This window comes from Rhodococcus sp. M8 (assembly GCF_015654185.1).
GTDB lineage: Bacteria > Actinomycetota > Actinomycetes > Mycobacteriales > Mycobacteriaceae > Rhodococcus > Rhodococcus aetherivorans.
Genome location: NZ_CP064065.1, coordinates 2,614,325 through 2,634,173, shown reverse-complemented (window position 1 = coordinate 2,634,173; position 19,849 = coordinate 2,614,325). Strand labels below are relative to the sequence as shown.

20 protein-coding genes are annotated in these 19,849 nt (G+C 71.5%); 9 read left to right on the top strand and 11 right to left on the bottom strand.

Annotated features, from left to right (window positions below; genetic code table 11):
- The first annotated feature begins 36 nt into the window (after positions 1–36).
- From ISO16_RS11715 to ISO16_RS11700, 4 genes are all read left to right on the top strand, one after another.
- Positions 37–1,053, top strand: a complete 1,017-nt coding sequence (locus tag ISO16_RS11715; protein ID WP_083662319.1) for an alpha/beta hydrolase — start codon at positions 37–39, stop codon at positions 1,051–1,053.
- Positions 1,054–1,057: 4 nt separating this feature from the next.
- Complete coding sequence (gene fadD1, locus ISO16_RS11710; protein ID WP_072636092.1) at positions 1,058–2,662, top strand: fatty-acid--CoA ligase FadD1; 1,605 nt, start codon at positions 1,058–1,060, stop codon at positions 2,660–2,662.
- Positions 2,663–2,745: 83 nt separating this feature from the next.
- Positions 2,746–2,946, top strand: a complete 201-nt coding sequence (locus ISO16_RS11705; protein WP_072636091.1) for a hypothetical protein — start codon at positions 2,746–2,748, stop codon at positions 2,944–2,946.
- Between the two features lie 20 nt (positions 2,947–2,966).
- Complete coding sequence (locus ISO16_RS11700; RefSeq protein ID WP_072636090.1) at positions 2,967–4,007, top strand: TIGR03617 family F420-dependent LLM class oxidoreductase; 1,041 nt, start codon at positions 2,967–2,969, stop codon at positions 4,005–4,007.
- 28 nt (positions 4,008–4,035) lie between these two features.
- Here ISO16_RS11700 and ISO16_RS11695 read toward each other — a convergent pair whose 3' ends face one another.
- Positions 4,036–4,728, bottom strand: coding sequence for an IF2 family translation initiation factor (locus tag ISO16_RS11695; RefSeq protein WP_072636089.1), 693 nt, complete (start codon positions 4,726–4,728; stop codon positions 4,036–4,038).
- A 29-nt stretch (positions 4,729–4,757) separates the two neighbouring features.
- Positions 4,758–5,315 carry a CsbD family protein gene (locus ISO16_RS11690; protein ID WP_072636088.1) on the bottom strand — a complete coding sequence of 186 codons (558 nt, stop codon included), beginning with the start codon at positions 5,313–5,315 and terminating at the stop codon, positions 4,758–4,760.
- Positions 5,316–5,497: 182 nt separating this feature from the next.
- On the opposite strand from ISO16_RS11690, the gene ISO16_RS11685 reads away from it, so the two are divergent.
- Positions 5,498–6,934, top strand: a complete 1,437-nt coding sequence (locus ISO16_RS11685) for a hypothetical protein (RefSeq protein WP_072636087.1) — start codon at positions 5,498–5,500, stop codon at positions 6,932–6,934.
- Positions 6,935–6,952: 18 nt separating this feature from the next.
- On the opposite strand, the gene ISO16_RS11680 is transcribed toward ISO16_RS11685, so the two are convergent.
- Positions 6,953–7,285, bottom strand: coding sequence for a hypothetical protein (locus ISO16_RS11680; protein ID WP_029545834.1), 333 nt, complete (start codon positions 7,283–7,285; stop codon positions 6,953–6,955).
- A gap of 223 nt (positions 7,286–7,508) precedes the next feature.
- Between ISO16_RS11680 and ISO16_RS11675 the strand changes: the two genes are divergently transcribed.
- From ISO16_RS11675 to ISO16_RS11660, 4 genes are all read left to right on the top strand, one after another.
- Positions 7,509–7,748 carry a hypothetical protein gene (locus tag ISO16_RS11675; protein WP_006939756.1) on the top strand — a complete coding sequence of 80 codons (240 nt, stop codon included), beginning with the start codon at positions 7,509–7,511 and terminating at the stop codon, positions 7,746–7,748.
- Between the two features lie 145 nt (positions 7,749–7,893).
- Entirely contained in the window at positions 7,894–9,210 is a 1,317-nt protein-coding gene (locus ISO16_RS11670) for an MFS transporter (RefSeq protein ID WP_072636086.1), read from the top strand.
- Positions 9,203–9,868, top strand: coding sequence for an ArsR/SmtB family transcription factor (locus ISO16_RS11665; RefSeq protein WP_072636085.1), 666 nt, complete (start codon positions 9,203–9,205; stop codon positions 9,866–9,868). The genes ISO16_RS11670 and ISO16_RS11665 overlap by 8 nt, the downstream gene beginning before the upstream one ends.
- A gap of 117 nt (positions 9,869–9,985) precedes the next feature.
- Positions 9,986–11,398, top strand: coding sequence for an alkaline phosphatase PhoX (locus ISO16_RS11660; RefSeq protein WP_050035836.1), 1,413 nt, complete (start codon positions 9,986–9,988; stop codon positions 11,396–11,398).
- 35 nt (positions 11,399–11,433) lie between these two features.
- Here the strand turns inward: ISO16_RS11660 and ISO16_RS11655 are convergent, their stop codons facing one another.
- From ISO16_RS11655 to ISO16_RS11620, 8 genes are all read right to left on the bottom strand, one after another.
- Positions 11,434–11,835: a TIGR03668 family PPOX class F420-dependent oxidoreductase gene (locus ISO16_RS11655; RefSeq protein WP_072636084.1), complete on the bottom strand. Its 402-nt coding sequence runs from the start codon at positions 11,833–11,835 to the stop codon at positions 11,434–11,436.
- A 28-nt stretch (positions 11,836–11,863) separates the two neighbouring features.
- A complete protein-coding gene (locus ISO16_RS11650) occupies positions 11,864–12,130 on the bottom strand; it encodes a hypothetical protein (protein WP_072636083.1) in 267 nt (88 codons plus the stop codon).
- Positions 12,131–12,177: 47 nt separating this feature from the next.
- Positions 12,178–14,118: an ATP-dependent zinc metalloprotease FtsH gene (ftsH, locus tag ISO16_RS11645; RefSeq protein WP_230304528.1), complete on the bottom strand. Its 1,941-nt coding sequence runs from the start codon at positions 14,116–14,118 to the stop codon at positions 12,178–12,180.
- A gap of 150 nt (positions 14,119–14,268) precedes the next feature.
- Positions 14,269–14,865, bottom strand: coding sequence for an RBBP9/YdeN family alpha/beta hydrolase (locus tag ISO16_RS11640; protein WP_072636082.1), 597 nt, complete (start codon positions 14,863–14,865; stop codon positions 14,269–14,271).
- Positions 14,862–16,217, bottom strand: coding sequence for an MFS transporter (locus tag ISO16_RS11635; protein WP_072636081.1), 1,356 nt, complete (start codon positions 16,215–16,217; stop codon positions 14,862–14,864). Before ISO16_RS11635 ends, ISO16_RS11640 begins: the two co-directional genes overlap by 4 nt.
- A 157-nt stretch (positions 16,218–16,374) precedes the next feature.
- Positions 16,375–17,427 (bottom strand): 3-keto-5-aminohexanoate cleavage protein, encoded by a 1,053-nt coding sequence (locus tag ISO16_RS11630; RefSeq protein WP_006937062.1) that lies wholly within the window; start codon positions 17,425–17,427, stop codon positions 16,375–16,377.
- Positions 17,428–17,487: 60 nt separating this feature from the next.
- On the bottom strand, positions 17,488–18,384 hold the full coding sequence (locus ISO16_RS11625; RefSeq protein ID WP_072636080.1) for a TauD/TfdA dioxygenase family protein: 897 nt from the start codon (positions 18,382–18,384) through the stop codon (positions 17,488–17,490).
- 56 nt (positions 18,385–18,440) lie between these two features.
- Positions 18,441–19,415 carry a quinone oxidoreductase family protein gene (locus ISO16_RS11620; RefSeq protein WP_072636079.1) on the bottom strand — a complete coding sequence of 325 codons (975 nt, stop codon included), beginning with the start codon at positions 19,413–19,415 and terminating at the stop codon, positions 18,441–18,443.
- Positions 19,416–19,849: the final 434 nt, after the last annotated feature.

The window sequence follows — 19,849 nt, the reverse complement described above, 5'->3', positions numbered from 1 at the left end:
CGTCCACCCGACCGACCTCCCCGAGAAGGTGTCCGAATGACACACCGACACAAGACCTTCCGATCCGGTGACGCGCTCTGCGACGCCTGGCACTTCCCCGGGCAGGGCGAGGCGTTCGCCGGTGACGGCGGCCGCCCGGTCGTCGTGATGGCGCACGGGCTCGGCGGCACCAAGGATTCCGGTCTCCAGGCGTTCGCGGAGCGGCTCGCCGCGGCCGGTCTCGACGTCCTCGCCTTCGATTACCGGGGATTCGGCGCGTCCGGTGGTGCGCCGCGTCAACGGGTCGACCTGCGCGGCCAGGCGGACGACTACCGGGCCGCCCTGTGCGCCGCCGCCCGCCTCGACGGGGCCGACCCGAATCGCCTGATCCTGTGGGGTGTGTCGCTGGCGGGTGGACATGTGCTCTCGGTGGGGGCACACCGCCGGGACGTCGCGGCCGTCGTCGCCCTCACACCGCTGGTCGACGGCCCCGCCGCGGGTCTGCTGGCGGCGCGGCATCATTCGATGCCGTCGATGCTGCGGTCCACCGCGATCGGAACCCGCAGCCGAGTCGCGGCCCTGAGAGGCCTTCCCCCCGTGACGATTCCGATCGTGGGCCGCCCCGGCGAGACCGCGGCACTGACCCTGGACGGGTATTTCGAGGACTACACGGCACTCGCCGGCCCGACGTGGCGCAACGAGATCGACGCAGGCGTCGCGCTCGAACTCGGTACCTACCGGCCGGGCAAGGACGCCGCCAGACTGCGGTGCCCGCTGCTCGTCCAGATCGCCGACTTCGACCGCAGTGCACCCCCGCACGCCGCCGCGGTCGCCGCCGCCCGGGGACGGGCCGAGGTCCGCCACTACCCGTGTGACCACTTCGACGTCTGGCCGGGGCGCGACTGGTTCGATGCCGCGGTCGCCCATCAGATCTCGTTCCTGTCCCGGCACCTCGGTGCCGGGAGCCCGCCCGCCGGGAGTCCCCGGCACGACGGCGCCGCCGGGAGTCCCCGGCACGACGGCACCGCCGGGAGTCCCCGGCACGACGACGCCGCCCCCACGACGACGAGGTAGACCGATGGCAGAGACCGTCCAGCAAGCCCTCCGTGAGCGATGCGACCAGGACACCACCGCAGTCGTGTACGGCGACAGGACATGGACGTGGCGCGAGCACCTCGGCCGCGCATCCGCCCAGGCCGCGGCCCTGCTGGGCGTGGCGGACCCGGACCGCCCGATGCACGTGGGCACCCTGCTCGGCAACACTCCCGACATGCTCGAGGCCATGGCGGCGGCCGGACTCGGCGGCTACGTCCTGTGCGGCATCAACACCACCCGCCGCGGCGACGGCCTGGCCCGCGACATCCGGCGCGCCGACTGCCAGATCGTCGTCACCGACCCGGAACACCGGCCTCTGCTGGCCGGGCTCGACCTGCCGGGGGTGCGGATCCTCGACACGTCGTCGCGGGAGTGGGCCGACCTGCTCGCCGGCGCCGGTGTCCTGCACCCGCACCGCGAGGCCGAGGCCATGGACACCTTCATGATGATCTTCACGTCGGGCACGAGCGGCGATCCCAAACCGGTCCGCGTCGCCCACCTGATGGTGCTGTTCGCGGGTCAGAACCTCATCGGTCGGTTCGGTATCGCCGACACCGACGTCTGCTACTTGTCGATGCCGCTGTTCCATTCCAACGCCGTCCTCGCCGGCTGGAGCGTGGGCATCGGCAGCGGCGCCGCCATGGTCCCGGCCGCCTTCTCGGCGTCCCGGTTCCTCGACGACATCCGACGCTGCGGCGCGACCTACATGAACTACGTCGGCAAGCCCCTCGCCTACGTGCTCGCGACCCCCGAGCGGCCCCACGACCGGGACAACCCGCTGCGCGTGGCATTCGGCAACGAGGCCACCGATCGCGACATCGAGGAGTTCGCACGCCGGTTCGACTGCACGGTATGGGACGGCTTCGGCTCCACCGAGAACGCCGTCATCGTCACCCGCGAGCCCGGCACCCCGCGCGGATCGATCGGCAAGGGCCTCGACGGCGTCGCCGTCTACAACTCCGCCACCGTCACCGAGTGCCCCGCCGCGGAGTTCGACGCCGCCGGTGCCCTGATCAACGCGGACGAGGCGATCGGCGAACTGGTCAACACCCACGGCGCCGGGTTCTTCTCCGGGTACTACAACGACCAGGAGGCCACCGACGAGCGACTCCGCCACGGCATGTTCTGGTCCGGCGACCTCGCGTACAAGGACGCCGACGGGTGGATCTACCTGGCCGGCCGCACCGCGGACTGGATGCGCGTCGACGGCGAGAACCTCGCCACCGCTCCCATCGAACGGATCCTGCAGCGCCTGCCCGCCCTGAACCGCGTCGCCGTCTACGCGGTGCCGGACGATCACGTCGGCGACCAGGTGATGGCCGCGATGGTTCTGCAGGACGACGCCGAACTGACCCCCGAGATGTTCGAGGAGTTCCTCGCCGCCCAGCCGGACCTGTCGCCGAAGGCGTGGCCCCGCTACGTGCGCATCGCTGACGACCTGCCCGGTACCGCTACGAACAAGATCCTCAAACGCGAACTGGTGCAACAGGGCCCGACCCCCGGCGGCGGCGTGCTGTGGTCCCGCCGCGACCGTCGCGCGACGGGCACGACATCGGGGGAGGAGGGCGGCTACGTCGTGACCGGGTGAGCCGGGGGAGAGGCCGCGCGTTCGAGTCTCGCTGAGCGGGACTCCGGCGAGGGCGTCGCAGGTGCGCTCCTAGCATCCGCGTCATGACCGCAACCACCGTCGCCGCCTCCGACGTGCACGCGCTGCTCGAACGCCGGCAGCAGTACTCGCGTGACCACCTCGAGGAGTGGATGCGGCCCGAGGAACGCTCGGTGTTCTCCCCGTACGACCGGCTCGGCGCCACCGCCCAGGGCTTCATCGGCATGCACGAGGGCAGGAACCCGCGCGGAATCGTCGTCTTCTGAACGCGACGAGAGGTCTCGCCATGGAGAGGGTGGCGTCGTTGCCGGCGGACACGCAACTGGGCCGGGTGGCCGAGCGGGTACGCCGGATCGAGGCGCTCGGGTACGACACCGTGCACGTGTCGGAAACGGTGCGGGACCCGTTCGCCGTGTGCGCGCTGGCGCTGGAACACACCTCGCGGCTGACGGTGCGCACCAGCATGGTCGTGGCCTTCGCCCGGAGCCCGATGGTGACCGCGTATTCCGCGTGGGAGCTCGCCCGCTTCTCCGGGGGCCGCTTCCAGCTCGGTCTCGCGACGCAGGTCCGCGGCAACATCGTCGGCCGGTTCTCGATGCCGTGGAGCAATCCCGCCGCCCAGTTGCACGACTACCTCGACTCCCTGCGGGCGATCTTCGGGTCGTTCGCCACCGGAGAGCCTCTGTCGCACAGCGGCACGCACTACACATTCGACCGATTGCAGCCGTACTTCCGACCCGGCCCCGTCCACGTCCCGGCGCCGCAACTGTGGACCGGTGGCGTCAACCGGCGGATGTGTGTGCTCGCCGGTGAGTGCTCCGACGGATTCGTCACGCACCCGACGAATTCGCACCCCACATTCCTGCGCGAACACATCCTGCCCGCACTGCGCGAGGGCGCCGAACGCCGCGGCCGGCGCGACGGCGGCCCCCGCGTCGTGGTGGTTCCCAAGGCGATCACCGGCCGCGACGACCGCGTCGTCGCGGCCGCGCGTGAGGCGGCCCGCTCCGAATTCGCGTTCCTGTACTCGACACCCGCCTACCGCGGAACGCTGGCGGCGCTCGGTCTCACCGAATTCGGTGAGCGGCTGACCAGGCTGGCGCGGGAACAGCGTTGGAACGAGTTGACGGAGACGGTGAGCGACGACGTCCTGCGCACCCTCGTCCCGCACGGCACCTACGCCCAGCTGCCGGCCGTCCTCGAATCCTGGTACGGCGGCACGTGCGACGGGTTGTCGATCGACCCGCCCGAGGACCCGGCCGACGACGACGAATTCGCGGCCCTGCTCGACCGCATCCGGGCGATCCCGGTGCGGCCGGTGCGGTGAGGACCGCGGCGCCCGACCGGTCGCCTCGTCAGGCCGGTCCGCCGGCGGCCTCGCCGTTGCGCTCGGCACGACGCCCGACCTTCTCAGCCTCGGACAGATCCTCCAACCGCTCGGCGCGGGCACGCTTGTCGGCTGCCTCGCCCTGTTTGTCGGCGGCGTCCTTCAGCTGCGCCTCGGCCGGGGCGGCGGCGGCCTGCTCGGCGGCCCTGATCTGCTCCTGTTCCTTCCGCCGGGCCGATTCGACCGCCTGCGTGCGCTGTGCCGCCTCGGCGTCGGCCTGCCGTTTCGCCGCCTCGGCGCGTTGCTCGGCCTCCTGTGCGGCGGTGCGCTTGCGCTCCTCCTCACGGGCCCGGGCCTGCGCCACCTCACGCTGCCTCGCCTCGTGGGCCTCCGACTGCTGCGCCCGCGCCTGCTCGCGCTCGGCGCGCAGCGCGGCGTCGGCCTCCTGCTCCTTGCGGGCGGCCTCCTCCTCGAGGGCGCTCGCCCGGGCGAACGCGTCGGTGCGCTCGGTCATCGCGGCGCCGCGCTGCTGCACGTCGCGGGCGCCGAGGACAGTTCCCACGGTCCCGTCGAGCAGACCGAGGCCCCGCTCGTACATCAGTCGTGGGGGTGCGTCGGGCGGGAACCGCGAGAACACCTGCTGCTCGATCATCTGCAGCGGGAATCGGAAGATCTGGTACTGAAGGCGCAACACGGCCAGGGGCACGGTGGTGATGTTCATGTCGTCTCCGCTTCGTCGGGTATGAGAGGTCAGGGCGTTTCGGCGTCGTCGCCGAGGCTCTCGGCCTTCTGCCGGGCCCGCGCGGCCTCGGCGCGCGCCTCGGCGGCCTCGGCCATCGCCTCCCGGTGTTCCTCGGTGGCATCGATCGCGTCGGCGGTGGCCTCGGCCACCCGGGCGCGCTCGGCGGACTGCGCGCGCGCCGTCTCGACGCGGGCGTCGCGTTCGGCTTCGAGCCGCCCGGCCGCGGCCCGGTGCTGCGCCTGCTGCTCGGCGGCCAGATGCTCGCTCTGCTGCCGGCGGCGCACGTCCTGCTCCGCGGCCGCGGCCTCCTGCCGGACCGTCGCTCGTTCCTGCGCGCCCCGCTCGTGGATCGACCCGAGTTCGTCCGCAGCCTCCTCGGTCTCCGCCCGCGCGACGGCTTCGGCGGTGTTCGCCTCCTTGCGTGCGTGGGCCTCGGCCTGCTGGAGCTGGCCCTCGGCGGTGAGCGAGTCGTTGCCGGTCACCGCGCCCGCGACTTCCTTCGCCTTGCCCTTGATGGAATCCAGCAAGCCCTCGCGGGCTTCCGCAGACGTGCCCTCTTCGTCCATGACGTCCTGCTCCTCGGTGGTAGGGACTGTCTGTGCGGGGTTGTCCGCTACCCGGGGGTAACCCGAAATGGCCCGCGTCAATCACGCAGGCGGGGATTTTCGGAGTGCGGATCCGGGCCCGGCCGCCTGCGCTCCGGCGGACAATGAGGCGCGAGGATCCGGCTCAGGGGGAGGCGACGTCGATGACCGGGAACGACGGCTCGGCTCCGGACGGGACGTATCGACGGGTGCTTCCGGAGGCCGGAGCGCACGTCGGCGGCGGCCGCTACCGGCTGGTGGAGCGGCACGGCACCGTGGGCGGCCTGCAGTGCTGGCGGGGGCGCGACACGGCCATGAACCGGACCGTCGCGCTGACCCTCGTGCCTCGCCCCGCCCCGGATGCCGGCTTCTTCCCGGGGCTGTGCGTGCGGACCGCCTCGGCGGCCTTCGAGCGGGCAGGGGCCGCGGCCCGGGTCTTCGACGTCGTCGGCGACACCGACCACTGCGTGGTGGTGGCAGAGTGGACGCGGGGCCGGTCGCTGCGCGACGTCGCCGCCGACCGTCCGGACCCGGCCGCGGCCGCACGGATGACGCTTCGCCTGGCCGAGACGGTGCGCGCCGCGCACCGGCAGTCCACGGTCCTGTGCCTGGACGATCCGGTCCGCGTCCGGGTCGGCGAGTGCGGTACCGCCGTCCTCGCCTTCCCCGCGATTCTGTCCGGTGCGGACGAGACGACCGACGTCGCCGGGCTCGGCGCGGTGCTGCGCTGTCTGCTCGGCGCCGGCGAGGCGCGCCCCGGCGCAGAGCCGATGCGGCAGCTCGCCGACGAGGCTTTGGGCGGACATGTTTGTACCGCAACCGATTTCGTCGACCGGCTGGATCGGATGCTCCCGCGTGGCGACGTGCGGTTCCGGGGCGCGGAACGCACGGCCGAAGCCGTACGCCGCCAAACCCCTTCGCCGGCACCGGAACGGTTCCCGGCGCATCGGCCGCCCGCGACCCCTCCCCGGCGCATCGCGGTCGTGCCTGCCTCGGCTGCAATGGTTCTGGTGGCGTGCCTCGCCGCGGTCGGCTGGGTCGCCGGCACCGCCCTGAGTGGCCCGGGTGGCGATTCCGTGGTGACGGCACCGACGCTGCCCGCAGTCGCCGTCGTGGCGCCGACGATCGGTGCCGGGGCGGCGCCGCCCGGCGCCCCCCTCGTTCCGCTGTCCGTGCGCGCCCAGTCGCGGGACGGGACTACCGACAATGCGGTGACGGCGGACCTTGCGGCGGACGCCAACCCGAACACGGCCTGGAGCACCGACCTGTATCCCCGGCCGGTCCCGGCCGGCCGGAGCGGCGTGGGCCTGACGATCGCCTTCCCGCGGCCGGTCCGGCTCAGCGAGGTCCGGATCGACAGCCTCAGTGCCGGTTCGCGTGTCGAGATCCGAACCGCGCCCCGCGGTGGCGGCCCGCACCCCGCGGCGCAGACGATCGGCGGCGCTGTCCTCGTCTCCGGCGTGACACGCATACCGGTGGCGGCGACGGCGGCACCGATGTCGGAGGTCCTCGTCTGGATCACGGAGCTGGCGTCGGTCGGGCCCGACCGCTTCCGGACGTCGCTGACCGAGGTGGGATTCAGCGGAGACGCCGGACCGTGATCGTCCGCTGGCACCTCGTCAGTCGTACGCGCGGACGTGGCGCACGACCACCCGCGGACCGTACCGTGCGCGCGCACGCGCCAGTGCCTCCGACCGCACCTGCTCCTCGGTCACTCCCGTGGGCAGGGACAGGATCAAGCTCTCCGTGCGGTGGTCCGGGTCGGCGGGATCCTCGACCAGGCACATCCAATCGAACGTTCCACCGGCGCGTCTGCGGGCCAATTCGATCCGGGCCGCCTCGACAGGCCCGCACCCCACGGCGGCATCGTGCGTCGTGCTCTGGTCCACGAGCCGCACGAGATGCTCGGTGGACCACCGGTGCACACCGCTGTTCAGCCGAACAGGATCCATCGCGTCACCGCCTCCCCGCGGCACATCCCCGGACCCTTCGCTTCGGGCGTCGAGTCCGGTGCGGGAGCTCTCCGGTGATTCTTCCACCTGTGCGGCCGGACGAGAAGGCCGGTTGCGGCGTATCCGCCGAGCGGACCGGCCGGGTGCCGGGCGTGGCGCCGGAGCACCCCGTCGGCCACGATGACTTCACACCCCGCACGTCGAATCGAAGGACGGTCCCGCAATGAGCACCCCCGAGCTGGCCCGGCACGCCTCGCGGTTGCGGGCCGATCTGCACGTGTTCGATCGACGTATCAAGGAACTGAGCGAAGAGTTCGGGCGGATCGATCGCCATTCCCACGGAGACTCCGCCGAGGCCGCGCTCCTCGAGATCCTCGACCTCCTCGCCGACGCGCGCCTGGATCTGCGCAGCGTCGACAAACATCTGGAGACGGCGGTCCGGCACGCCGAGAACCTGCACTGATCGCCGCGAGGGCACACCCGCTCCGACGTCGGTGGCAGTTCATTCCATAATTCCATAGAATGTCGTAGTGAAGTCGGCCGCGTCTCCCGCCGGGAAGGCCCGGCGCGCGGCGACCCTGATCCCACACGTCCCCGGAGGGCGGCTCATGAACAGCCCCACGCGCCCCACCACCCCGTCCGGCGAACGCATCGGACTCGGCCTGCGCCGCAACGCCGCCCAGTTCACGCTGCTGGTGGTGGTCAACGCCCTCGTCGGCGGCATGCTCGGCCAGGAACGCACCGTGCTGCCGCTGCTCGCCGAGGAGGAATTCGGCATCCGCGCCTACACCGCCGGCCTGTCGTTCATCCTCGTCTTCGGCCTGTCGAAGGCGATCACCAACTACTTCGCGGGCACCTTCTCCGACCGGTACGGGCGCAAACCGGTGCTCGTGGCCGGCTGGCTGGTCGCAGTCCCGGTACCGCTGCTGCTCATCTGGGCTCCGTCGTGGGGCTGGGTGATCTTCGCCAACGTGCTGCTCGGCATCAGCCAGGGACTGACCTGGTCCACCACGGTGGTGATGAAGATCGACCTGGTCGGCCCGGCCCGCCGGGGGCTCGCGATGGGACTGAACGAGGCCGCGGGGTATGCCGCCGTCGCCGCGACCGCGCTGGCCACCGGCTACCTGGCCGAGTCCTACGGTCTGCGGCCGGCGCCGTTCCTGCTCGGCATCGCCTTCGCGGCGCTCGGCCTGGGACTGTCCACCCTCGCAGTGAAGGAGACCCGCGAACACGCGCGCCTCGAAGCCGTCGGCCACGTGGCCCGCGCCGACGGACGCCACGACCACCTGCACGACAAGCTCACCGACCGGCAGGTGTTCGTCCAGACCAGCTTCAAGGAACCGGCACTGTCGTCCGCCAGCCAGGCCGGCCTGGTCAACAACCTCAACGACGGCCTCGCCTGGGGCCTGTTCCCGATCCTGTTCGCCGCGGCCGGCCTCTCGGTCGGCCGGATCGGCGTCCTCGCCGCGCTGTACCCGGCCGTGTGGGGAGTCGGCCAGCTGGTCACCGGCGCGCTGTCGGACCGGTGGGGCCGCAAGTGGATGATCGTCGCCGGCATGTGGCTGCAGGCCCTCGCCCTGGCCGTGATCGCCGTCTCGGATGCGTTCCTGCCGTGGGCGATCGCCGCGGTGGCGCTCGGCGCCGGCACCGCGCTGGTCTACCCGACCCTGCTCGCCTCGATCGGCGACGTCGCCCACCCCGCCTGGCGGGCACGGTCCGTGGGCGTGTACCGGCTCTGGCGCGACGGCGGATTCGCCGCCGGCGCCCTGCTGGCCGGTATCGTCGCCGACGCGTTCGGCGTCCACGCCGCCGTGTGGGTCGTGGCCGCGCTGACCGCCCTGTCCGGGCTGATCGTCGCGGTGCGCATGTACGAGACCCACCCCCGACCTGCCCGCGTCGCACAGGAGGACCCCGCCCATGCCTGACCGAGCCGCCAAGGATGCCCTCTTCGGGGAGTTCGCCGCCGTCGGCAAGGTGCTCGGCAACCCCGCGCGCCTGGAACTGCTCGACCTGCTCGCGCAGGGCCCGCGCAGCGTGGACGAGCTCGCCGCCGCCGCCGGCCTCGGGGTGAGCACCTGCTCGGCGCACCTGCAGACGCTGCGCGCGGCCGGGCTGGTGCAGTCCCGCCGCGACGGCAAGCGGATCTTCTACTCGCTCGCCGGGGACGACGTGGCCGTCCTGTGGGACACCCTGCGCCGCGTCGCCCAGCGGCACCGCCCGCACACCGAGCTCGCCCGTCGCGCGTATGTCGGCCCGGACGACACCACGGCCGTCGGCACCGAGGAACTGCTGCACCGCCTCGAGACCGGCGAGGTGGTCCTGCTCGACGTGCGCCCCGAGGCCGAATACGCCGCCGGGCACCTGCCCGGCGCGCTGCACGTGCCACTCGACGAGCTGACCGAGCGGCTCGCGGACCTGCCGGCGGGCCGCGAGATCGTCGCCTACTGCCGCGGCCGGTACTGCGTGCTCGCCCACGACGCCGTCCGGCTGCTGCGCACCCACGGCGTGCCCGCCCGGCGAGCCGCCGACGGTGTGCTCGAGTGGCGACTCGCCGGCCTGCCCGTCGACTCCGACGTCGCCTGACCGCCTCCGCGACGTTCGCGTCCGGTTCAGTTCCGGGTCACGCGCCGGCCACCGAACCGGGCTTTCCGGTACCTACGGTCCGAAGGACTCGACCGGATCGATGGAGGTATCGAAACAGTGACGACGGCACCACTGAATCGCCGCGGGTTCCTCGGACGCACCGCGCTGGCCGGCCTCGGCGTGGCCCTCGCCGGCAGCGTCGAGGCGATCGTCCGCCCCGGACTTGCGTCCGCCGTGCCCGGCACGGCGATCGGCTACGGCCCGCTCGTCCCGGATCCCAACCGCATTCTCGCCCTGCCTGTGGGCTTTTCGTACACCGTGGTGTCGCGCTCCGGGGAGACGACCCTCGACGACGGCACGCCCGTCCCCAGCGATCCCGACGCCAACGGCGTGTTCGCGCACGGCAACGGTTCCACGATCGTGACCAACCACGAGATCGGCAAGGACGAGCCGTTCGGCGTGCCCGTCGTCGACGGCCTGACCTACGACCCCGGCGCCCGAGGCGGCACCACCACCGTCACGGTGGGGCCGAACGGGCAGCGCACGGGCCAGTACGTCAGCCTGGCCGGCACCGTGAACAACTGCGCCGGCGGAATCACCCCGTGGGGCACGTGGCTGACGTGCGAGGAAACCGAGGCACGCGCCGGCTCCAAGGGATTCACGCTCGACCACGGTTACGTCTTCGAGGTCGACCCCGCGAGCCAGGCAGCCAACCGCGGCAAGAGCCCGGTGCCGCTGAAGTTCCTCGGCCGGTACGCGCACGAGGCCGTCGCCGTGGACCCGGCATCGAGCGCGATCTACCTCACCGAGGACGCCGACGAGCCCAACGGCCTGTTCTTCCGGTGGACGCCGCCGCAGGGTTTCCGCGGCGGGCCGGGCGCCCTGCGTGAACTCGCCGTGTCGCCGGGCGGCGACACGGCGGGCAGCCTGCAGGCGATGAAGTGCCTCGACGGCGGCACGCACGTGCCCGACCTGTCGCAGGCCACCGAGCCGGGCGTGCGCTACGCGGTGGAGTGGGTCGACGTCCCCGACCGCGACGCCGCCACCACGCCGGTGCGCGCACAGTTCGCCGCCGACGAGGTCACCCGCAGCCGCAAGCTCGAGGGCCAGTGGTGGGGCGACGGCGGCGCCTACTTCGTCGCCAGCTACGCCCGCACCGGCGACGGCAGCGTCGCCGAGCACGACGGCCAGGTGTGGTTCTACGATCCGGCCTCGCAGACGGTCACGCTGAAGACGCTGTTCGGGGTCAACCCCGACCCGTCCGTCGACACCGGCAACTACGACGGTCCCGACAACATCACCGTCTCGCCGTACGGCGGCGTGATCCTCGCCGAGGACGGCGACGGCATCAGCCACCTCATCGGCGTCACCGCCGAGGGACAGCCGTTCGCCATCGCCCGCAACGAACTCAACGACAGCGAGTTCTGCGGACCGGCGTTCAGTGCCGACGGCAAGACCCTGTTCGTCAACATCCAGTCGCCCGGGCTGGTCCTTGCCATTACCGGGCCGTGGCGTCGTCCGATCAACTGATCGCACGGCCCGTGCGGCGCCGCGGGCCGTGCGTGTCAGGCGGACCAGGACCGCCAGCGCAGATCGGCGATCCGGAGCACCGGCCCCGCCGGACGGGCGGCGCGGTACTGCGCGTACTTTACGGCGAGCGCATCGAGACCGGCCGTGCCGACCGCGGAGCGCGGGTCGTGGACGGTGGCGGTGCCGTCGAGGCGGACCCACCACAGGTGCGTCCAGTCCTCCTCGTAGTGGTCGACGAGCACGGTGACATGCGGGTTGCCCTCGATGTTGCGCAGGCGCCGCAGCCGGCGCGTCGTCTTCGGTTTGTCGTCGACGCAGGTGTAGAGGACGTCGCCGGCGAGCGCGAACACGATCGGGACGAGGTGCGGGCGTCCGTCGCGCCCGGCGGTGGCGAGCCGTGCGACGCGGGCGGCGGTGACGAGAGCGCGTGCGTCCACACCCCCCACGGTAGGCGCTCGCCGGTCGTCACCTTCTCGGTCCGGGGATCCGCCTGTCGGGGCCGAACCGCGAGCCCGCGAGGCCCGGCGGCGCCGGCCGCCAGTTGTACTGGTTCTGCGGCGGCGGGGATTCCAGGTCGGCCCAGGCTTCCCGCGCCCAGGACTCGGCCTCCGGTCCCGGGCCGAAATCGATGCCCAGCGACGGGTCGTGGGTGCAGATCACCCAACGGTGACCGTCGGGAGTCTCGTGGATGCGGTAGTGCCGTGCCGTCGTGGCGTCGGGGAGAGGTGCCATGGGGACCGGGTTCCCCGCGGCGCGGCGAATCATGTCGGGCGCATCCCTCAGGTGCTGCCGAGGCGCTGCGGCCGGGCCGTGTCCGCTTCCACCCGAAGCACATCGAGGACGACGCCGCCGTCGACGGTCTCCTCCTCGACGAGGATCGCGGCCAGCCGGTCCAGCGCCGTCCGATGCTGCGTCAGGAGCGCGACCGCCCGTTCCTCGGCGGCCCGCAGCAGCCGGGCGACCTCGCGGTCCACGAGCTGCTGGGTGTGTTCCGAGTAGGGCCGCACGAGGCTCCGGTCGCTGGTGTCGGCATGGAGGTAGTTGGGATCGCCGGAGCCGTACCCCACCGGGCCGAACGCTTCGGACAGCCCGAATTCCCGCACCATGCGCACGGCGATCCGGGTCGCGCCGCTCAGATCGTCGGCGGCGCCGGTCGAGCCCTCCCCGAACACGACGATTTCCGCGGCCCGCCCACCCACCCGCACGGTGAGCAGATCGTTGAGATATCCCTCGCTGTAGAGGTGGCGTTCGACCTCGGGGAGCTGCTGGGTCGATCCCAGCGCCATGCCCGCGGGCAGGATCGTCACCTTCGCCACCGGGTCGGCGTGCGGGCACAGGGCCGCGAGCAGCGCGTGACCCGATTCGTGCACCGCCACTGAGGTCCGTTCCTCGGGGAGCAGGGCGTTGGCGCTCTCGCGGCGGCCGAGCAGCAGGCGGTCGCGCGCGGACGACAAGTCGTCGGCGCAGATGACGGTGCGGTCGTCGCGGACGGCGTTGATCGCGGCCTCGTTGACCAGGTTCGCCAGATCCGCACCCGAGAACCCCGGGGTGGCCCGCGCGAGCACACTCAGATCGACGTCGGGCCCGAGGTGTTTGCCCTGTAGGTGCACCGAGAGGATCGCGGCCCGTTCCGACTGGGTGGGCAGGGGGATGACCACCGTGCGGTCGAACCGGCCCGGCCGCAGCAGTGCCGGATCGAGCGCCTCCGGGCGGTTCGTCGCTGCCAGCACCACGATGCCGACGCTCTGATCGAAGCCGTCCATCTCGGCCAGCAACTGGTTGAGCGTCTGCTCCCGCTCGTCGTTTCCGGCGTAGGTCCCGACGCCGCGTTTGCTGCCGATGGCGTCGATCTCGTCGATGAAGATGATCGACGGGGGGCTCTTGCGGGCCTGCTCGAACAGGTCCCGCACGCGGGAGGCGCCGACGCCGACGAACATCTCCACGAACTCCGAGCCCGTGACGGACAGGAAGCGCACCTCTGCTTCACCCGCCACCGCGCGGGCCAGCAGCGTCTTGCCGGTGCCCGGCGGGCCGATCATCAGCACGCCGCGGGGACCCTTCGCGCCGGCGGCCGCGTACTTCTCCGGATCCCGCAGGAAGTCGACGACCTCGCTGATCTCCTGCTTGACGCCGTCGTATCCGGCGACGTCGGCGAAGCGGGTGGTCGGCCGGTTCGCTTCGATCACCCGGGCCTTCGAGCGGCCGAACGTTCCGATGCCCCCGATACCGCCGGCGCCGCCGCTGAATGCGCGCTGCGCCCGGCGGCCGAGCCACAGCAGCAGTCCCGCGAACACCACGAAGGGCAGCATGCTGAACAGAATCGCCCCCCACGGGCTGTCGTCGGTCTGTTCCGCGCTGACCCGGACCTGCTTCGCCTGCAGCTTGTTGTCGAGCCCGGCGAGGTCCAGCGCGGTGGGTAGCTGGGTGACGAATTCGGTTCCATCGAAAAGTGTTCCGTAGACCGATCCCTTGTCGTCGATCGTCACCTGTTCCACGGTGCCCGCGTCGACCCGGTCCACGAAGTCGCTGTAGGTCAGGGTGCTCGAGGTCGGGGTCTGCAGGGCCAGGGCGACCACCAGGCCGCCGAGCAGGACGGCGACCGCGACCAGCTGCCACCACAGGCCCGAGGACGGCGCCGGCGGGGGCGGCGGGTCCGGGGGAGGCCCCGATCGCGCCGACCGTGAGTGGTGAACGGAGAAGAACCTGGTCCGTGTGATCATTCGGCGCTCTCCTGACCTGTCCGTGTCGGATCCACGGTATCCGGACGCACGGAGGTCCTCACCCGTGTCAGAAGGATCGACGAGAGACTGTCGAGTGTGGCGGCGAACCTCGACGTCGGTATCGCAGGGTTCGCCGCCACGGTCCGGGGCTCAGGCCCGGACGGGGACCGGTCGGGGCGGCGGTGCCTCGGCAAGTTCACGGACGAGGTCCTCGGCGGCTGGCCAGTGGCCGTAGCCGGCGGCGGGGTTGAGGTGCCCGACCGGTCCGGCGTCGACGAGTCTGCTGTCCCAGTGCCGCGCGAGAGCGGCGGCCCGGTCGAACCCACAGAGCGGGTCGTTGCTGCTGGCGGCGACGATGCTGGGAAACCGCAGCGGTGTGCGCGGGGTGGGATACCAGCCGTTGTCGCGTAGCTGCTCGGGGGTGGGGTAGCCGGCGGGCAGCGCGACGGTGAGGTCGGGTGGGGTGGCCAACAACGCGCCCACGACGGGGTGGTCGTGGCGCTGGGCCCACGCCACGGTGATCATCACACCGGCGCTGTGCGCGACCAGCAGCACCGGGCCGGTCGTGCCGGCGACGACCTCGTCGAGGGCGGCGACGCGGGCGGCGAGACCGAACTTGTCGCGCTGCAGCGGCTCGACCGTGGTCACCTTCGGCAGCCGCGCGGCGAGCAGGGTCTGCCAGTGCTCGGCGACGTGGCCGCGCAGGCCCGGCACGATCACCACGGTCGTGGTATCGAGGATGCTCACTTGTCGGCTCCGGTCTGCTGCGCGGGGGTGGCGGACAGGGTGGCGAGCTTGCGGACGCCGGCGGGGTAGACGCGCTTGCCGACCAGCAGCACCGCGACCGCGCCCAGGTAGACGAGCGGCGCGAGTTGCAGAGCATCGGCGAGGCTGATCCTGTCCGCGAGGACACCGACGACGAACGGGCCCGCGGCCAGCCCGAGCAGGCTGTTGGCCAGGGTGGTGGTGCCGAACGCCGACGCCCGCACGGTGGGGTGGGTCAGGTTGGCGACCATCGCGGTGACCGCGCCGGTGGAGCCGGCGGAGAAGAACGCGCCCAGTCCGAGCAGCACCAGCTGGGCGGTGCCGACCGGCAGCCGGAACCCGACGATCAGCAGTACCCCGGCGGCGAGGCTGATCGCGATCGCGACTGTCCACTTGCGGGCCGGGTCGAGGCGGGCGGCCCGGTCGGCGACGATGCCGCACACGATCATGCCGGCGCCGATGAGCAGCACGAAGACCGCGGCCATCGCGGCGGCCTTGTCCGCGGCCAGCCCGTAGGAGCGGCCGAAGAAGCTGGGCAGCCACGCCATCAGCGCGGCGGCGGTGAACATCTGCAGCCCGCCGCCGATGTAGGCGCACAGCACCGCGGGGTTGGTGAACAGGCTCGAGATCGGGGCACGCGCAACCGGGCCCGGCGCAGCGGTGTGGGTGGTGTTCGCGTCGTCGTCGATGGCGTGGCGGGCGAGCTTGCGCTCGCTGACCAGGGCCCAGAACAGCGCGACCAGGACCAGCCCGAAGACTGCCATCGACGCGAAGGACCAGCGCCAGGACAGCTGCACGGCGATGACCCCGCCGAATGCGACGCCGATCACCGACCCGAACGAACCGCCGGCCATGAACGCACCCGAGAGCGAGGCCCGCAGCCGCGGCGCGAACACGCTGAGCACGACCGCGATACCGACGCTGCCGTAGGCGGCCTCACCGACCCCGACCAGGAACCGGGCGCCGAGCATCTGCTCGTAGGAGCCCGCCACCGCGCACAGCAGGGTCGCCACGCTCCACAACGCGGCCATCACGACGAGGCTGCGCACCCGGCCCCACCGGTCGGCGAGCATCGACAGCGGCAGGGTGAGCAACCCGACCATCAACGCGACCACGCTGTTCAGCGATGCGAGGTGCGAATCCGACAGCGACCATTCGGCTTTCAGGAACGGGAACACCGCACTGAGGACCTGCCGGGACATGTAGTCCGACAGCAGCAGCCCGAAGGTGAGTGCGAACACGAGCCACGGGTAGAACCGGGATCGCCCGCTGCGGCGAGACGGCGCCGACACGGTCGCGGCCCGCTCCGGCGCGGTGGTGGTGGGAGAGGACATGATCTTCCTAAACCTCGGGTGGGGTGGGGGGAGAAGCGCGATGGCTGGGGTGGAACTTGTGGTGCTGACGGCTGGTGGGAGAAGGGGTTTCGCGTGCCCGGGGGCGGGGCGCGCACCGGGCGTGGTGTCACGCCCCGCGGGTCACGCGGATGCTGCGTCAGGCGTGCTGGGTGAAGCCGCGCTGGCCGGGGCGGCGGTTGGGCGCGAAGCCGATCTTGGCGAGGGTCTCCTCGGCGCTGGTGTAGTGCTCGTCGAGCTTGTAGATCTCGCGGGCCTCCTTGCCGGTGGCGACCTCGCGACCGAGTTCGTTCGCGATGCGGACGAGCTGTTCGACCTGCGCCACGGAGGTCATCTTCTCGCCCTTGCGGCCCCACAGGGTGTCCTCGGTGCCGCAGCGGGCGTGCAGGCCCATCGCGATGGCCATGGTGTTGACCGGCAGCACGCTGCGCATCAGGGTTTCCAGGGTGAGCACCGCCCCGTCGGGGGTGCGGCGGATGAACTCCATCATGTTGTACGGGTTGGGACCGTCGAAGCCGCCGCCGATGCCGACCCAGGTCACCATCAGCGGGCCGGTGTAGACGCCGCGACGGATCAACCGCTCCACGGTCTCGAGCTGGGCGATGTTGGCGAGCTGGAAGTGCGGCTGGATACCGTTGGCCTGCAGCCGGCGCAGGTGCTCCTCGACCCAGCCCGGCCCGGCCGGGACGGTCATCTCGCGGTAGGCGTCGTAGACCTCGGGGCGCTCGAAGGAGGTGCCGGCGATGTCGTCGGCGGTCATCAGCTCGACGATGTTCATCTGATTGGTGTTGATCGCGATGGTGACCTGGTCGGGCTTGGGGTCGAGTTCGGCGAGCATGTGGCGGGTGTCGTCGGAGAGCCACTTCGCGTCCGCGCCCTCGCCTTCGGGTGCGAACGAGATCGAGCCGCCGACCTGCAGGATCATCTCGGGTACCGCCTCGCGCAGCCGTGCCAGCAGCTCGTTGAACTTCGAGAGCCGCTTGGAGCCCTTGCCGTCGAGTTCCCGCACGTGGATGTGCAGCACGGTCGCGCCGGCCTCGTAGCAGTCCACCGCCTTCTGCACGTGCTCGTCCATGGTCAGTGGCAGGTCCTCGGCGAAGTCGTCGATGTCCCACTCCGGGCCGTAGGGGGCGACGGTGATGACCAGCTTCTCCTGGTTCTCCGGGAACAGGGCGTCGTCGTGGAAGTGCATGGTGGTGCTCCGATCAGAGTTGTGGTGGGGTTGGTGAGGGTGAACGGGACGGGGGAGGGGTCAGAAGGTGGCGTCGCCGACGATGCCGGCGCGTTCCATCTTGCGTACTGCGGGCCAATAGTCCTGCACCGCATAGTGTTGCGTGGATCGGTTGTCCCAGATGGCGACGCTGTTGGGGGTCCAGCGCCACCGCACCTGGTATTCCGGGATCGCGGCCTGGCTGATCAGGTAGCGCAGCAGATCCCCGGCGCCGGGGGCGTAGTCGATGCCGAAGCGGACGTTGTCGGGGGTGTGGTAGTTGACGAAATGGGTGGCGAAGGCGTTGACGAACAGGATCTTCTCCCCGGTTTCCGGATGGGTGCGCACCACCGGGTGCTCGGCGTCGGGGAACCGCTCGTGCAGCGCGTGCCGGGCCTCGAGGGGCATGTTCGCACCGAAGCTGGCCTCGATGCTGTGCCGGGCGCGCAGCCCGTCGATCCGGTCCTTCACCGATTGCGGCAGCCGCGTGTAGGCCTGCGCCATGTTCACCCAGACGGTGTCGCCGCCGACCGGTGGGATCTCCACGGCGCGCAGCACCGAACCCATCGGAGGGTTCTGCCGCCACGTGGCGTCGCAGTGGTAGGCGTTTTCGTAGTGCTCCGGCGCGCTGTCGAGGTCCTTGTAGATCCGCACCAGCCCGGGATGGTCGGGGTCGCTGCCGGCCACCGGGTGATCCTCGAGCGGGCCGAACCGTTCCGCCAGCGCGACGTGCTCGGCGCGGGTGAAGTCCTGCTCGCGCAGGAACAGCACCTTGTGACGCAGCAGCAGCGCACGCAGCTCGGCGAACAGGGCGTCGTCGCGCGACACCTCGCCCAGGTCCACGTCGAACAGCTCCGCACCGATCGTGGCGGTCAACGGCTCGACCCGGAACGGGGTCACCGTCCGTGTCCGCCGGGGCATCTCGATCGTGACAGACATTGCGTTGTCTCCTAGAAGAATTGGGGTTCGGTAATGGCGTCGGGTATTCGCCGGGCTCAGAGGGTGAACACCGAGGTGCCGATGCTGGCGCCGGCCTCGAGATCGCGGTGTGCGGTCACCGCGTCGGCCAGCTCGTAGCGCTGGTTGATGTCGATGCGGATCCGGCCGGCGGCGACGTGGCCGAACACCTCGCCGGCCAGTTCGGCCCGCTCGGCCGGGTCGGCGATGTAGTCCGCCAGCGCGGGACGGGTCACGAACAGCGAGCCCTTCACCGCCAGCGACATCGCGTCGATCGGCGGGATCGGTCCGGACGCGGTGCCGAAGCACACCAGCAGGCCGCGGCGGGCCAGCGAGTCGAGCGAGGTCGCGAAGGTGGAGGCGCCGATGCTGTCGAACACCACCGGCACCCCGACCCCGTCGGTGATCTCGCGGACCCGGGCGGGGACGTTCTCGCGGGTGTAGACGATCACGTGTGCACAGCCGTTGGCGCGGGCGATCTCGGCCTTCGCGTCGCTGGACACGGTGCCGATCACGTTGATGCCCAGCAGATTCGCCCATTGGGTGACGATGGAGCCGACTCCGCCTGCGGCGGCGTGCAGCAGCACCGTGTCCCCGGCGTCCAGCGCGGCGATGCGCCGCAGTAGATACGCACTGGTGAGCCCGCGCATGGTCATCGACGCCGCGGTCTCGAACGCGATCCCGTCCGGGAGCGTGATCAGGTGCTCGGCCGGCATCACCCGCTCGGTGCTGTAGGCGCCCAGCGGGCTGCCGGTGTAGGTGACGCGGTCACCCTCCCGCACGTGCGACACACCGGCGCCGACGGCCTCGACCACACCCGCCGCCTCGACGCCCATGCCGGCGGGCAACGCGGCCGGGTAGAGCCCGGTCCGGAAGTAGGTGTCGGCGAAGTTGAGGCCGACCGCACCGTGGCGGATCCGGACCTCGCCCGGGCCGGGTTCCCCGACCTCGGCGTTCTCCCACCGCAGGACCTCCGGTCCACCGGTCTCGTAGAAACGAACGGCCTTCGCCACGGTATTCTCCTTCTCGGTCCCGGGTGCTCGCGTCGTGACGACTCGGAGATCCGAAACGTTGTGCTGTGGAACAGCTTTTGGATTCGCTCGGGTGCGCCGGTTCGGCTTGTGAGGGCGGTCACCGGGTGGCCCGTGCTGTGATGAACCCAACTCTAGTCGGACCATCCCATGGATACTTATCCTGGCGGGACTCCAAATATTCGCTTCGGGACGCTGCGGCGATCCAGCTGTCTCGCCGGCCCGGGACGTGCATCCCGCCGGGTTCGAGCCGGCTGCATCCCGGATGCGAGGGTGTGTGGTGGTGTGGGGCGGTGTCGGTCGATCGAGCCGACCGGGGCGGCGTCGGTGTGCGACAACGGTGCTCATCGGATTCGCGTGGAATGCAGGCGGTGTCGTCCGTGCGCCATCAACCCTGTCCCGATACGAATAGTCTG